The sequence below is a fragment of the Burkholderia sp. S171 genome (genome assembly GCF_009766085.1).
Taxonomy (GTDB): domain Bacteria; phylum Pseudomonadota; class Gammaproteobacteria; order Burkholderiales; family Burkholderiaceae; genus Caballeronia.
In genome coordinates this window covers 1-15,384 of record NZ_LMUF01000030.1, presented here as the reverse complement: position 1 = coordinate 15,384, position 15,384 = coordinate 1, and the positions used below count along the sequence as shown (strand labels likewise).

The following is a 15,384-nucleotide window of genomic DNA, read 5'->3' as shown; positions in this document are numbered from 1 at the left end:
AAAGCCGGTTTAAAGCATTTCCAGCGGGCGTTTTGCTTTCGGCGGTTTGAACTGGGTATCGATAAGACTCAGTTCTTCCGTCGACAAATTCACCTCTCGCGCTGCCGCGTTCTCAATCACATGAGCGACAGTCCCCGCTTTCGGGATCGCCATGACCTGCGGTTGTTGCAAGACCCACGCGAGCGCGATTTGCGTCGCGGACAAACCGCGGGCCTTCGCGATGTCGTTGAGTACGCTTTGCTTGGGCAGGCGCGCGTGATCGACGGGGCTGTACGCCATCGCCGGCATATTGCGTTCGCGCAGCCACGGCAGGAGTTCGAATTCCGGACCGCGCCGTGCGACGTTATACAGAATCTGGTTGGTGGCACAATGGTTGCCGTTTTCCAGGGCAAAGAGTTCGACCATGTCGTCGGTGTCGAAATTACTCACGCCCCAATGGCGGATCTTGCCCTGCGCTTTCAAGGCCTCAAAGCCGCCGATCACCCCTTCAAGATCTTCACCGCCGCGCCAATGCAAGAGATACAGATCGATGCGGTCAGTCTGTAGCCGCTTGAGGCTTCGTTCACACGCGGCCTTCACGCCGGCTTCGCTACCGTTATGCGGATACACCTTGCTGACGATAAAAAGCTCGTTACGACGGTCTTTCAATGCTTCGGCGATCAGCTTTTCACTCTCGCCTTCGCCATACATTTCGGCGGTATCGATCACGGTCATGCCCAGGTCCACGCCCGTCTTCAACGCGGCGATTTCCGCGTTGCGGCTTCTGGCGCTGTCACCCATTTCCCAGGTGCCCTGACCCAAGGCGGGAAGTTGTTCTCCAGTCGGGAGGGAAACGGTTTTCTGATGCGAAGTCATGGCGGCCCCTTTTTTTATGCTCGATGTCGTTGGGCTCACGCCATGGCTGTCGGTTCAAACTTTTTGAGTGCACGCGAGTAGAGCCGAGGCGGCCCGATCATGTGCACTCATCCCTTCGTCAGACCAATCCCACCACCAGCGGTCCCAGCAGCGTCAGCAAAACATTCGCCAACGCGTAGGTGATTGCGAACGGAACCGTCGGCACCGCGCTTTCCGCTTTATCCAGCACGCCGCCGAACGCAGGATTCGCACTGCGCGATCCGGTCAGTGCGCCCGCCAAAAGCGCTGCGTTGGTGTATTTCAACACGTATCGACCGAACAGCATCGTGAGCACGAGCGGCACGATGGTCACGATCGCTCCCAGCAGAAAGATCGTGAGGCCGCTGTTTTTCACCGTCACCACGGCCGCCAATCCGGAGTTCAGGCCAACCGCCGCCACGAACGCCGCGAGCCCGAAATCCTTCATCAGTTGCGATGCCGCCGACGGCATCACGCCGTACATCGGATGCTTACCGCGCATCCAGCCGAATACCAGCCCGGCCAGCAAACAGCCTCCACCGGAACCCAGCGTCAACGGCACGCCGCCCACATTCACCACGATCAACCCGATCAGCAAGCCGATCACAATCCCCACGCCCATGTAGATGAAATCGGTCTTGTTGGTAACCGGCAACTCATAACCCGCTGCATCCACGGCGCGCTTCGTATCCTGCGGCGAACCGTAGAACGTAATGACATCGCCATGTTCGAGCTTGGTTTCGGGAAGGATCGGCAACGGCTGGTCCGCCCGGCGAATTTCCTGCACGAATACGCCGTGGCGCAAGTCGCGATCCACCGTCGTACGCACCGCGGCAATCGTCATGTGATTCATGCCCTTGCGCGTGAACACACCCTGCCGGTTCTGCATCACGACGCTGATGCCGTCGGTGTCCGCCACCTCTTCACCCAGGTTCGATGCGGCCGTCACCATCACTTCACGCCGGCCGACGACCAGCACGATATCGTCGACTTGCAGCATCACGTCCGGCCGCGGCTCCACCGCTTTACCCGCCCGGCGAATTCGCTCGATGGTGATCATGTCGGACTCAGCCATCTCGATCTCGGCGACCGTCCGGCCCGCCGCACCGCTCGCGCCGCCTGCGCCTGAAGCGCTCTTGATTGCCAGCGACCCGGCATCGCCGCCACTTGCGCGCGTCGTCCCACCGCTGCCGCCGGTCACGCGATAAGCCCGCCCGACCAGCTCCGGCATTGCGGCTGTCTGACCGGCCCCCTGTGCGACCGCGCCGCCCAGCAAACTTTTCTCCGCTTCCGCTGCGGCCTCCTTCAAACCCTGCCCCATGAACTTCGGCAAGATATTCACGCACACGATGATCGCGCCCAGCGATCCGAATACGTACGTCACGGCATAAGCGACCGCCACGTCGCCCTGGAGCGCCTTGGTTTCGGCAACCGGCAGCCCGAGCCGGGCGATGGCGTCACCGGCCGTGCCGATGATCGCTGATTGCGTCAACGCCCCGCCAGCCAGTCCCGCCGCAATCCCCTTGTTCAAGCCGAACAGCTTCGCGCAGATCAGCACCGTCACCAGCGCCGTTACCGCGAGGAACACCGCCATCGCAATCTCACGCAAAGTCTTGCGCGACAGCGAGTTGAAAAACTGCGGCCCCGAGTCGTAGCCGACTGCATAGATGAAGATCGCGAACATGACGGACTTGACGCCGTTATCGATCTGTACACCGAACTGACTGATGACGACTGCTGCCAGCAACGACCCGCCCACACCACCAAGCTGGAACTTGCCGAAGTTGATCTGGCCGATGAAGTACCCCACGGCCAGAGAGAGGAATAGCGCAATCTCCGGTGACTTCGTGAAAAGCTGATGTATCCATTCCATAGTGCCCTCGCTAGTTTCGTATGCCTTGCCCGACCCGCTGAACCTGAACCTGAACCTGAACCTGAACCTAATACTGATACTGACACTGACGCTTCTCACCGTGCGCCTATTCCGGCTTTCTACGACATAAACCTGTTCATCCCACCTTGCCCGCGAGCCCGACAATCACCGGCCCCATTAGCGGCAAGAGCACGTTCGACAACGCGTACGTGATCGTGTAGCCGATCACCGGCGTCGCATTGCCCGTCACACCCACCAGCGCGCTGATAGCCGGCGTGCTGCATTGCTGGCCGGCGATCGCGCCGAGCAGCATCGGCACTTCTAGTTTCAACAGCCAGCGGCCCACCGCGAGCGACACCAGCGCCGGCCCGAGCGTGATGACCACGCCTGCCAACGGCAGCGCAAAACCGTATTCGCGAATCAGACGAACAGCGTCCGCGCCCGCCCCCAACCCCACTGCGGCGATAAACGTGCACAGGCCGAAATCCTTCAGCACTTGTGCGGCAGCGGAAGGCAGCGAACCGATCACGGGATAGCGCGACCGGATCCAGCCGAACAGCAAGCCGGCCAGCAAACACCCGCCGCCCGTGCCCAGCGCGACCTGCACATCGCCCAGGCGCACGCTGAAGTGCCCCAGGACGATCCCGGCAATCACGCCCAGGCCCAGAAACACAAAGTCGGTTTTCAGCGTGGCGCGTATCACGTAGCCGAGCTTCGCGGCGCCGCGTTGCACGTCGTCGGCCGCGCCGATCAACGTCAGCACGTCACCGCGATGCAACTCCGTCCCGGGCAACGCCGGGATCGTGCTGTCCAGCCGCGTAACCGCCGATATATAAACGCCGTGGCCGTCGGCAGGGGTCGCGCGGGCGCGCACCTGCGCCACCGTCAGGCCATGCACTTCGCGGCGCGTGAGCATGACGTCGAGCGAGGTGGCATAGACGTCGGCGACATCGCCACCGGTGACTTCCTCACCAATGGCAGGCAACGCCTCCACAAGCGCTGCGCGACGCCCGCCGATCACGATCCGGTCATCCTTCTTCAGCACGAGACCGGGCTGCGCCTTGACGACCGAGCGGCCGCGCAGCACCCGTGCGACTGTGATTTCGTTGCCATAGCGGTTTTCAAGGGCGCCGACACTCAGATCCGCCGCGCCCGTGACGCGGACCTCGCGCGCCACAAGCGACGGCGCCGCCAGCCGCTGGCCCTCCGCCAGCGCGCTGTCGCCACCCAGCGCGCGCCAGAGTCGCTCCGCTTCGTCGCGCAGATTCACGCGCAGCATGAGCGGCGCGATCTGGCTGGTGAACAACACGATGGTGACGAGCCCGAACAGGTAACTCACGCTGTACGCGGTGACAATGTTCGCCTGCAGCCGGGCAATCTCGGCAGCAGGCAGCGCGAGCTTGCCAATTGCCTCGGACGCCGTGCCGACCACGGCGGATTCCGTCGCGGCGCCGGCGAGCAAGCCAGCCGCAGTACCGCGATCCAGCTTGAAGAGCGCGACAGCCCCAAGCACCAGCCCAAGCACCACGACCAGCTCAACGACGGAAAGAAGCCCATAACGCCAGCCGCGCCCGATATTCGCAAAGAATTGCGGTCCGCCGGTGAAGCCCAGCGCAAAGATGAACAGGGCGAATGCAATGTTTTTCAAATCGGGGCACAGGCGCGCGCCGCTTTGTCCGAGAACCAGCGCCACGATCAAGGTGCCGCATACTCCGCCGAGCTGTATGGGTCCGAACTTGAAAGAGCCAATGAAAAAGCCAAGTGCCAGGCTCGCAAACAATGCAATTTCCGGTTGACTCGCCAGCAGGCTCCAGATCATGAAATTATCGCCTCCATTGATTATTTAACTGCAACTATCAAGCGACCGGGAATGATCAATTAAGGATTCAATTAATTATGATCGTAATTCCGGAATTAATGAACAGTGCATCTTTTAGATGTCAGTTTGCCAGCCGTCAAGTCAGCGCGGTATGAATTTAACGCCCATCGTTATTTTTGGCAGGTCAGTAGCGCCGTTCCATCCAATAAAACGCGTGTATTGGCGACGTCCGGCAGAGCTTATCGTGGTTTGGCAAGCTGGATCGCCTGTTTGTATGCAATAGACAAGTCATTTATCGATCGCATCAAAAGTCGAATGCGGTAACACAACTCTTGAAACAAAAATCTGCATAAATCAGACGATCCATTCCAAAATCCGTGGAAGTGTAATTTTTCATTGCAATGAATTAGCAAATGTGAAAGTCTTGCGGTTAATGCGGAATGCAAACAAGAAATCAACGAGATATTGCAATTCCGCACGGGTGTCAATGCGCTTTTCGGCACCGATCAAAAAATGCCGTATGCGCGGTGGTGCGTAATACGGTCCCACGCTGTTTTGGACACTGAGAGGTAAGAGACGATGAATCAAATTCATGCCATGCGTGTGTTCGTGCGGGTGTCAGAAACCGAGAGTTTTCGGCGTGCCGCACAGCAACTCGATGTATCAAACGCGCTTGTCACTCGCGCAATTGCAATGCTGGAAGCGCATTTACGCACTCGGTTAATCAATCGCACTACTCGTAACCTGTCTCTTACTGAAGCCGGCACGCGTTATCTCGAAGGCTGCCGCGCATTGCTTGAAGAACTCGATCATCTCGAGTCAATGGTGGCGCATACCGAGGGCGACCCCAGCGGCACATTGCGCGTAGTGGCATCCGGATCGCTTTCGCTCATGGCTCTGACGCCATTGATTGATGGATTCCGGCAGGTCTATCCAAAGGTGAACGTACGGCTCACCTTATCAGAGCGTCATGTGGATCTGGTGGAAGACGGATTTGATGTCGGTATTGTCACGGCATTCATGGTGACGAGCACCGCGTTAGTAGAGCGCCCGGTCGCCACCAACACGCTGATTCCCGTCGCCACGCCCGCTTATCTGGAAGAGCACGGCTCGCCGAGCACACCGGCCGATTTGCTGCACCACGCGTTCGTGGCGCTCCCCAGCGAAATGCGCAGCGCCACCTGGCACTTCCGGCATCGTAACAACGGCAGCGCCGACCAAGTCACGCTCGCCCCTGTTTATACGGTTAACAGCGCATTGATGGTGCGGCTCGGAACGCTTGCGCACATGGGCATTTCGATCATTCCGGAAGGCATTGTCGCGGCGGATCTGGAGAACGGCTCACTGGTACGGGTATTGGGTGATTATGCTATTGATGATCCGGACGTGAAGGTGTCTATCGTTTATCCGGGACGGCAGTATCTGCCGGCCAAGACACGCGCCTTCATTGACTACACGCTCGAACATATGGGCCCGGGCGGGGAAGTCGGACTGCCGCAGCCGGAAACCATTCTCGCGCGACTTTCCATGGTGCCTCCGGCAACCGCAATCGCTAACTGATTGATTACCTGACTGACTGGCAGGGAGACCGTCCGATGCCGATTCATATGATCGTCTTCAGCAGCCGGCAATATGATCGCGATGTATTCACTGACGCAAACGCGGCGTTTGGTTACTCTCTGCAGTTCCAGGAATCACAACTTGACGCGCAAACGGCGATTCTTGCTTACGGGTGCGCAGTGGTATGCCCTTTCGTGAATGACATCCTTGATGAAGCAGTCCTGGAAATCCTTCGCGAGGGCGGCACGCAGCTCGTGGCGCTGCGCTCGGCAGGTTTTAATCACGTCGATCTGGCAGCGGCAGCCCGGCTCGGAATTGGCGTGGTGCGTGTCCCGGCTTATTCTCCGCATGCGGTGGCTGAGCATGCGGCCGGACTGATCCTGACGCTGAATCGCAAGTTGCATCGCGCTTATGCCCGGACTCGTGACGGCGATTTTTCGCTTAACGGACTATTGGGTTTTGACCTGCACGGCAAGACGCTTGGCATTATTGGCACAGGCGTAATCGGGCGGGTATTCGGCCGCATCATGGCCGGTTTCGGGATGACGCTGCTGGCGTTTGATCCTGGACCGCCAGCAGCCGATCTTCTCGAAGCCGGAGCGCGCTGTGTTCCGCTCGATATCCTCTTGGCGGAGTCGGACATTGTCAGCCTGCATTGCCCGCTCTTACCCTCCACTTATCACCTCATCGATACCGCCGCACTCGCCCGCATGAAACGCGGCGCCATGCTGATTAATACGGGCCGCGGCGGTTTGATCGATAGCCGCGCGCTCATTGGCGCGTTGAAAAGCGGGCAACTCGGCCATCTTGGCTTGGACGTCTACGAGGAAGAAGGCGGCCTCTTTTTCGAAGACCATTCGAATCACATGCTGCAAGACGACGTGCTCGCGCGGCTATTGTCCTTCCCAAATGTTATCGTCACCTCGCATCAAGCTTTCTTCACGCGCGAAGCCCTCAGCGAAATCGCCATCACCACGCTCGGCAATGTAAAAGCCTGGTTCGACGGCTCCCCGCGCCATCAAGCATTTCCCTGAACAATTCAATTGCAGGATTCGAATACGGAATTTATTGACGGGTTGTTTTTATACTTTCCGTCGATAAATCAGTTTTTCCGATATTCAATTTATTCTTCATACCAATACATTTACTACCGTATTCCATCTTTATTACCGCGCGGCGGCATGCCATTTGCTATGGTCCAATGCCATTTCAGCCGCTGCGATGCGTTGCGTTCCAGCGTATTGGCCCTCTTTATTTTGTCGTTATTTTCTTTTCGCGAGTGGGGATTTGGTTGGACGCATCGCAAGACTTGATTGTCGCGAGGCCAGAAGGCCTTTATTGCCCGCCGGGCGATTTCTACATCGACCCGTGGCGCCCTGTTGATCGGGCAATCATCACTCACGCCCATGCCGATCACGCCCGCTTCGGGCATGCAAGTTATCTCGCAGCCGAAGCGAGCGTCGGCGTGTTGCTGTCGCGGTTGCCCGGTATCTCCCTGCAAGGTGTCCCCTACGGCGAGCGACTGGTCGTAAACGGCGTCTCGGTGTCCCTGCATCCGGCCGGCCACGTGCTCGGTTCCGCGCAAGTGCGGGTGGAACACGCGGGCCGGGTGTGGGTCGCCTCGGGTGACTACAAGGTCGAGCCCGATCCCACTTGCGCACCGTTCGAACCGGTTCGCTGCGACACATTCATTACGGAATCCACCTTCGGCCTGCCGATTTATCGATGGGAACCGTCCCGCGTGGTCTTCGACGGCATCAATTCATGGTGGCGGCATAACGCGGCCGAAGGCCGGGCTTCCGTGCTGTTCTGCTACTCGTTTGGCAAGGCGCAGCGGATTCTTGCAGGCGTCGATCCGGCCATCGGACCAATCTTTTGCCATGGCGCCGTGGAACCGCTGAATCGGGCGTACGCGCAAGCGGGCGTGGATCTGCCGCTGACGCGGCCGGTCAGCGACATCGCCGCGAAAGACAAGACCGCGTTCAAGGGCGCGCTGATCATCGCGCCGCCGTCCGCGCAAGGCAGCGCGTGGATGCGTCGCTTTGGCGACTATAGCGACGCGTTTGCATCGGGCTGGATGCGGTTGCGTGGCACGCGCCGGCGACGCGGCCTGGACCGCGGCTTCGTGCTGTCCGATCACGCCGACTGGCCGGGTTTGCAGACAGCAATTGGTGCAACCGGCGCGCAACGCGTGATCGTCACGCACGGACAAATCGAGCCGATGGTGCGCTGGCTGCGCGAACAAGGTCTGGAAGCGGGCGCGTTCACGACCGAATACGGCGATGACGCAATCGAAGCCGACGCGGCGGAAACCGGCCAGGCGAGCTCGTCAGAGCAACAAGCCGTCGAACCTCCTCCTCCTTCTTCGTCCGAGGCGGACGCGCGATGAAACGCTTCGCTGCGCTCTACACCGCTCTGGACAGCACCACGTCGACGAAAGAAAAACTCGAGGCGCTGATCGCGTATTTCTCGGCGGCCGAACCCGAGGACGCCGCGTGGGCGTCGTACTTTCTCAGCGGCGGCAAACCTCGCCAATCGGTACCCACCCGCCTTCTCAGCGAGTTCGCCCGCGAGCGCGCCGGCTTGCCGGAATGGCTCTTCGACGAGTCGTATCAGGCGGTCGGCGATCTGGCCGAAACCATCGCGCATATCCTGCCGCCCGCGCAGCGCACATCCGAACTCGGCCTCGCGCAATGGATCGAGGAACGCGTACTGACTTTGCGCGGCAAGGAGCCCGGCGAGCTTCGAACGCGTTTGCTCGGCTACTGGGACGAACTCGACTGGAGCGAACGTTTTTTGTTGACCAAGCTGATAGGCGGAGGGTTTCGCGTGGGGGTCGCGCGCCAACTCGTCGTGCGCGCGCTCGCTGAAGTCGCGGGTGTGGATCACAAACGCATTGCCCAGCGTATGGTCGGCTGGACCGATTCGCAGCAAGCGCCGGGCGCGGCGCGTTATCTGCGGCTGATCGCACCGGAAAGCCCGGACGATGACAACGCCGCCACGCCGCATGAGAGCGATCTCGGCTTGCCCTACCCATTTTTCCTGGCTCATCCTTTGCAAGCCGATCCGGCGACGCTCGGCGCGCCGTCGGAGTGGGTTATCGAGTGGAAGTGGGACGGGATTCGCGCACAACTGGTGAAACGCGGCGGCCAGGCGTGGCTGTGGTCGCGCGGTGAAGATCTCATCACCGACCGCTTTCCCGAACTCGCGTCGCTCGGTGCTGCGCTGGCCGACGGCACCGTCATAGACGGCGAAATTCTCGCGTGGGAACCCGGCGGCGATGCACCCTTGCCGTTTGCGCGACTGCAGCCACGCATCACGCGCAAGACCTTGTCGAAGAAAGTACTCGCCGATTCGCCTGCTACGTTTCTCGCCTATGACCTGCTGGAAGCCAATGGCCGCGATCTGCGTGTCACGCCGTTGATCGAACGCCGCGCGCAACTCGATGCATTGGCCACCGCGTTGGGCGAGACACTGGCCGTTGACTTGCTGCGGGTGTCGCCGATGGTTGACGCGCCCGACTGGGAAACCCTCGCCGCATTGCGCGAAGAAAGCCGCAGCCGAGGCGTTGAAGGCTTGATGCTGAAGGGACGTGAATCGCTTTATGGTGTGGGGCGCACGAAGGCATCCGGGACATGGTGGAAATGGAAGATCGATCCCTACGCCATCGACGCCGTTTTGCTTTACGCGCAACGCGGCCACGGCCGGCGCGCGAGTTTGTACACCGACTTCACGTTCGCCGTGTGGGACGAAGCCGATGGCGTGCGCACTTTGGTGCCCTTCGCGAAGGCGTATTCCGGTTTGACGGACGAAGAGATGCGCAAGGTCGATGCGGTCGTGCGCAAGACGACCATCGAAAAGTTCGGGCCCGTGCGCAGCGTCACGCCGACGCTCGTGTTCGAGATCGGCTTCGAAGGGATCCAGGCGAGTCCGCGCCACAAGTCGGGAATTGCCGTGCGGTTTCCACGCATGCTGAGATGGCGCACGGACAAGCAAATTGACGACGCCGACACGCTCGGCATGCTCAAGGGTTTTCTCGAAGGAGCGCCGCCATGAGCACGCCCGTCGATGACGATGACATAGACAATCAGGATACCCAACCAACTAGCGATACGAAACGTCGTGCCTCGCGTCCGCGTCGGATACCGAAAACACGCGCGGCTCAGGCGAAAGCCGATGCGGTCGCCGAGCTGTTTCGGCCCGCGCCGATAGTCATCGACCAGGACGTTGCGGACACGCCTTTCGAAGCACGTCTCGCTGCATGGTTTGAGCGCCACGGCTGGCAACCGTTTCCGTTTCAACGCGAAGTGTGGACCGAAATTTTAGGCGGAGCGAGCGGCATGCTCCACGCGACCACCGGCGCGGGCAAGACGTGGGCGGTGTGGTTGGGCGCGCTGGCGGCCTATTCTGACAAGCTCCCAAGCCGTGGCGTTCCGGCGCCGCTCACCGTGCTATGGATCACGCCCATGCGTGCCCTCGCCGCCGATACCGCCCGCGCGTTGCAAACCGCGGTGACGGAACTCGCGGTGCCGTGGAGCATCGGTTTGCGCACCGGCGATACCCCTTCAGCCGAGCGCGCGCGGCAAAACAAGCGCATGCCAAGCGCGCTGGTCACCACGCCTGAGAGTCTCACGCTGATGCTCACGCGCGCGAACGCCGAAGACGAGATGAAACACGTGCGGCTGGTGGTTGTCGATGAATGGCATGAGCTGCTTGGGAATAAACGCGGTACGCAAACGCAGCTGGGCCTCGCTCGCCTTGCGCACTGGCGGCCTGATTTGCAGGTGTGGGGGTTATCGGCGACGCTCGGCAATCTCGATCTCGCCCGCGACGCGTTGCTCGCTCCGGTGAAAACGACGCGCGTCGTGGTGCGCGGCGCGCAGCCGAAGACGCTGATCGTCGATACGCTGATTCCCAGCACTATTGAACGTTTTCCGTGGGGCGGCCATCTCGGCACGCGCCAGGTTAAACCGGTCGCCGCCGAGATCGACCAGGCGCGCAGCTCGCTCGTCTTCACCAACACGCGCTCGCAGGCCGAGGTCTGGTATCAGGCGCTGCTTGAGGCGCGTCCCGACTGGGCGGGTTTGATCGCATTGCATCACGGGTCGCTGGATCAGGAAGTCCGCGCGTGGGTCGAACTCGGCCTTAAAAACGGCCAGTTGAAAGCGGTAGTCTGCACGTCGAGCCTTGATCTCGGCGTCGATTTCCTGCCCGTCGATCGCGTGTTCCAGATCGGCTCGCCCAAAGGCGTCGCGCGCTTGATGCAGCGCGCAGGACGCTCCGGCCATGCGCCGGGACGGGCATCGCGGGTGACCATCGTACCGACGCACGCGCTCGAACTCGTGGAAGCAGCGGCAGCGCGGTGGGCCGTCGAACAACGGCGCATAGAAGGCCGCGAGATGCCTTCCAAGCCGCTCGACGTATTGGTCCAACATCTGGTGACCATTGCGATAGGCGGCGGCTTCAAGGCGCGCGATCTCTTCGACGAAGTGCGCACGACGTACGCGTATCGCGACCTGACGCAGCAGGAGTTCGACTGGGCGCTGGCGTTTGTCGAACGCGGCGGCACGTCGCTCGCGGCGTACCCCGACTATCACCGCGTGACGCTCGATGCTGACGGGGTGTATCGCGTGCCGCGTGAGGACCTGGTCCGGCGCCATCGGAACAACGTCGGTACGATTGTGGCCAACGCGACCATCAACATTGCGTATATGACGGGCGGCCGGATCGGCGCGATGGAAGAGTCGTTCGTCTCGCGTCTGAAGCCCGGCGACGTATTCACGTTCGGCGGCCGCGCGCTTGAACTCGTGCGGGTGCGCGAGATGACCGCGTACGTGAAACGCGCGACGTCTTCGCGAGGCGCCATGCCTCAATGGGCCGGCAGCAAGATGCCGCTGTCGTCCGAACTGGCCGATGCCACGCTGATGATGCTGGCGCGCGCCATGAACGGCGTCTACGATGAACCCGAGATGCAAGCCGTGCGGCCGCTGCTCGAATTGCAGGCAAAGTGGTCGGCGCTGCCCGAGCCGGGCGTGTTGCTGGTTGAGCTGATTCGTTCGCGCGAGGGGCATCACTTGTTCTGTTATCCGTTTGCGGGACGGATGGCGCATGTTGGCCTTGGGTCGCTGATCGGCTGGCGCGTGGCGCGCGATCAGCCGAGTACGTTCTCCATATCGATGAACGATTACGGCTTTGAGTTGCTATCCGCGCGCCCCTTCGACTGGGAGACGCTCATACAAGACGGACTTTTTTCGCCCGATAATCTCGAACACGACATTCTCGCCAGCCTCAATTCGTCCGAGCTTGCCGCGCGGCGTTTTCGCGAGATCGCACGGGTGTCCGGGTTGATCTTTCAGGGGCATCCCGGACAACAAAAAAGTGCGCGGCAACTGCAGGCATCGAGCGGACTTTTCTATGAAGTTTTTCGTCAGCATGACAGCGGGAATCTGCTGCTTGCGCAGGCCGAAGAGGAGGTCATGTTGCAGGAACTCGAACTTGACAGGATACGAGCCGCGCTTAAAAGCATGAGCGCGAGCCGGCTCGCACTGACGCGCCCGAAGAAGCCGACGCCGTTTGCGTTTCCACTGATCATCGCGCGGTTGCGCGAGAAGGTGAGCACCGAGAAGTTGTCTGATCGTGTCGCGCGCATGCTCGCCGATCTGGAAAAGGCGGCGCGCGCATGATGCTCGAGGCGTTGACAGTGGATGTTGGCGGCCATGCGCTGGTGTTGTCGGCGGCGCGGGCGGCGTTCGATCCGGTGCGGCAAGCATTGTTCGTCGCCGATGCGCATATCGGCAAGGACGCTGTGTTTCGCGCTCGCGGCATTCCCGTGCCGGAAGGTTCGACGGGGGAAACACTTGCGCGGCTCGACACCTTGATCTTGATGCATCGGCCGGCGACGATCGTGTTTCTCGGCGATCTGCTGCATGCACGTGAGTCGCACGCGTTGACTACGCTCGGCGCGTTGGCCGAGTGGCGCGAGCGGCATGCCGGCTTGCGGCTGATCCTTGTGGAAGGCAATCATGATCGCCATGCCGGTGGGCCGCCCGACGTGCTCGCGCTCGACGTGGTTGAAGAGCCGTACAGGTTCGGGCCTTGGGCACTGTGTCATTACCCGCAGCGCGTGACGGGCGCGTATGCGTTGGCGGGACATGAACATCCGGTGTACCGCGTCGCGACCCGGCTCGATAGCGCGCGATTGCCGTGTTTTCGTTTTGCTGCGAATGTGGGCGTGCTTCCTGCATTCGGCGCGTTTACCGGCGGCTTCGAGGTGAACGCAAGCGCGCACGGCGAGCGAATTTTCGTAGTCGCTGGCGACCGGGTGATGGCAGTGCGGACTTAGTGATAAGTCATCTTCGATGACGTCAGTTTCGTGAGCGTCCCGCGCTGAAACCTGTACCAGCCATCGGCACTTTTCAGCACCACTTCATCGCGCTGCCAGAACACGCCGGTGAGTTTCATGCGCTTTGTCATGTGCTCAACCGTGGGCGGACGCTTGGTGAAATCGTAGAGAACAAGTTCGGGTGAGCCGGTCTCGAATGCCTCGACAATCATCCGTGCCCCCGACGGCTCGTCAAAATGCGCAATGCGGCGGGCGTTCAGCTGATCGAACGGCTTGCCATCGATTTGAGCTTCGAAGGTGGCGCCTTGCTGAACGAACACCACGCTGCCGCCGGTGGTGCGGATGGGTCCCGCACTCGCGTCAGCTTCCTGAGCAAACACCTCCGGCACGACCGCGAATGCCATCAGCGCGGCAACCATCAACGGAAAAAAATGCCGGAATGCAGACATGAAGGTCCTTCGTTGAAAAGCAGGAACCCGCAACCTAGTCCGCCCGATGGCAAAAAGCAACACCGAGAGCCTCCCACAAGCCTGAAAACCCAACTCGTTGAATCAACTGCACAACTCTCAGGGTTTTCACCAAGCAAACCCGACAACGTTCGGTACAATTTGATTCCTTCAGCTCGCCCGAGCCTGCGTTCTTCACCCCGATAACGCGCGACCGGCCAGCATCAGTTACCGCTTACCCCATGCCTCTGCCCCTTCTAGCCCTCGCCATTGCCGCGTTCGGTATCGGCACGACCGAATTCGTCATCATGGGCTTGTTGCCCAACGTCGCGCGGGATCTCGGGGTATCCATCCCCGCAGCCGGCATGCTGGTGTCGGGTTATGCGCTGGGCGTGACGATTGGCGCCCCCATTCTCGCTATCGTCACCGCGAAAATGCCGCGCAAGAAAGCGCTGATGAGCCTGATGGGCGTGTTCATCGTCGGCAATCTGCTGTGCGCCGTTGCGCCGGGTTATTGGATGCTGATGGCCGCGCGCATCCTGACCGCGTTCTGTCATGGCGCGTTCTTCGGCATCGGCTCGGTGGTCGCGGCGGACCTGGTTGCGCCCAACCGTCGCGCGCAAGCTATTGCGCTGATGTTCACCGGCCTCACGCTTGCGAACGTGCTCGGCGTTCCGCTCGGCACCGCGCTCGGTCAAGTGGCCGGTTGGCGCGCGACGTTCTGGGTGGTGACACTGATCGGCTTGGGTGCGGCGGGTGCGCTCGCCGTGTGCCTGCCGAAGCACATCGAGATGCGGGAATCGAGCATCCTGCGCGAATTCAACGTGCTCAAGAATCCGCAAGTGCTGATGGTGCTGGGCGTCAGCGTGCTGGCATCGGCGAGTCTCTTTTCCGTGTTCACGTACATCACGCCGATCCTTGAGGACGTCACCGGTTTTTCACCGCACGCGGTCACGTTGGTGCTGCTGTTGTTCGGGCTTGGATTGACTGTTGGGAGCACGCTCGGCGGCAAGCTCGCTGACTGGAAGCTACTGCGCTCGCTGCTGACGTTTCTGGTATTGATCATCCTGGTCCAGGCCATTTTCGCCGCTACGATGCACGCTGCCATTCCCGCAATGATCACCATTTTTGTATGGGGCGTGCTCGCTTTCGCGATCGTTCCGCCGTTGCAGATGTTGATCGTGAATCGCGCGAGCGATGCGCCGAATCTTGCGTCTACGTTGAATCAGGGTGCATTCAATCTCGGCAATGCGACGGGCGCGTGGCTTGGCGGGATGACGATTGGCGCGGGTGCCTCGCTCAGTATGTTGCCGTGGGTTGGCGTGGTGATGGCCTGTGGCGCGTTTGGATTGACGTTGCTGTCGGCGTCGTTGGATCGCCGGGCGCGGCGGGCGAGTATCGGAGTGGTTTAGTTCGCTCGCGCCGGTGGACGGGTTTGGGGGTTTGGGGTTTGGGGGTTTGGGGTTTGGGG

11 protein-coding genes are annotated in these 15,384 nt (G+C 60.9%); 7 read left to right on the top strand and 4 right to left on the bottom strand.

Annotation, left to right across the window (positions count from 1 at the left end; translation table 11 throughout):
• Nucleotides 1-9: 9 nt before the first annotated feature.
• The 3 genes from GSQ93_RS13950 to aspT all read right to left on the bottom strand — a co-directional run bounded on the left by GSQ93_RS13950 (nt 10) and on the right by aspT (nt 4,565).
• Nucleotides 10-855, bottom strand: coding sequence for an aldo/keto reductase (locus GSQ93_RS13950; protein WP_158936281.1), 846 nt, complete (start codon nt 853-855; stop codon nt 10-12).
• Nucleotides 856-973: 118 nt separating this feature from the next.
• Entirely contained in the window at nt 974-2,746 is a 1,773-nt protein-coding gene (locus tag GSQ93_RS13945) for an aspartate-alanine antiporter family protein (protein ID WP_158936280.1), read from the bottom strand.
• Between the two features lie 136 nt (nt 2,747-2,882).
• Entirely contained in the window at nt 2,883-4,565 is a 1,683-nt protein-coding gene (aspT, locus tag GSQ93_RS13940; protein ID WP_158936279.1) for an aspartate-alanine antiporter, read from the bottom strand.
• Nucleotides 4,566-5,144: 579 nt separating this feature from the next.
• Between aspT and GSQ93_RS13935 the strand changes: the two genes are divergently transcribed.
• The 6 genes from GSQ93_RS13935 (at nt 5,145) to pdeM (ending at nt 13,467) form a co-directional block, all read left to right on the top strand.
• Nucleotides 5,145-6,125, top strand: a complete 981-nt coding sequence (locus GSQ93_RS13935; RefSeq protein WP_158936278.1) for a LysR family transcriptional regulator — start codon at nt 5,145-5,147, stop codon at nt 6,123-6,125.
• A 41-nt stretch (nt 6,126-6,166) separates the two neighbouring features.
• Nucleotides 6,167-7,159, top strand: a complete 993-nt coding sequence (locus GSQ93_RS13930; protein ID WP_158936824.1) for a 2-hydroxyacid dehydrogenase — start codon at nt 6,167-6,169, stop codon at nt 7,157-7,159.
• Between the two features lie 257 nt (nt 7,160-7,416).
• Nucleotides 7,417-8,514, top strand: a complete 1,098-nt coding sequence (locus GSQ93_RS13925) for a ligase-associated DNA damage response exonuclease (protein WP_158936277.1) — start codon at nt 7,417-7,419, stop codon at nt 8,512-8,514.
• Entirely contained in the window at nt 8,511-10,181 is a 1,671-nt protein-coding gene (locus GSQ93_RS13920) for an ATP-dependent DNA ligase (protein WP_158936276.1), read from the top strand. The genes GSQ93_RS13925 and GSQ93_RS13920 overlap by 4 nt, the downstream gene beginning before the upstream one ends.
• Complete coding sequence (locus GSQ93_RS13915) at nt 10,178-12,808, top strand: ligase-associated DNA damage response DEXH box helicase (RefSeq protein ID WP_158936275.1); 2,631 nt, start codon at nt 10,178-10,180, stop codon at nt 12,806-12,808. Before GSQ93_RS13920 ends, GSQ93_RS13915 begins: the two co-directional genes overlap by 4 nt.
• Nucleotides 12,805-13,467 (top strand): ligase-associated DNA damage response endonuclease PdeM, encoded by a 663-nt coding sequence (gene pdeM, locus GSQ93_RS13910; RefSeq protein WP_158936274.1) that lies wholly within the window; start codon nt 12,805-12,807, stop codon nt 13,465-13,467. The genes GSQ93_RS13915 and pdeM overlap by 4 nt, the downstream gene beginning before the upstream one ends.
• Here pdeM and GSQ93_RS13905 read toward each other — a convergent pair.
• Nucleotides 13,464-13,916: a hypothetical protein gene (locus GSQ93_RS13905; RefSeq protein ID WP_158936273.1), complete on the bottom strand. Its 453-nt coding sequence runs from the start codon at nt 13,914-13,916 to the stop codon at nt 13,464-13,466. The genes pdeM and GSQ93_RS13905 overlap by 4 nt on opposite strands.
• A 239-nt stretch (nt 13,917-14,155) precedes the next feature.
• Here GSQ93_RS13905 and GSQ93_RS13900 point away from each other — a divergent pair, with 239 nt between their 5' ends.
• Nucleotides 14,156-15,325, top strand: a complete 1,170-nt coding sequence (locus GSQ93_RS13900) for an MFS transporter (RefSeq protein WP_158936272.1) — start codon at nt 14,156-14,158, stop codon at nt 15,323-15,325.
• Nucleotides 15,326-15,384: the final 59 nt, after the last annotated feature.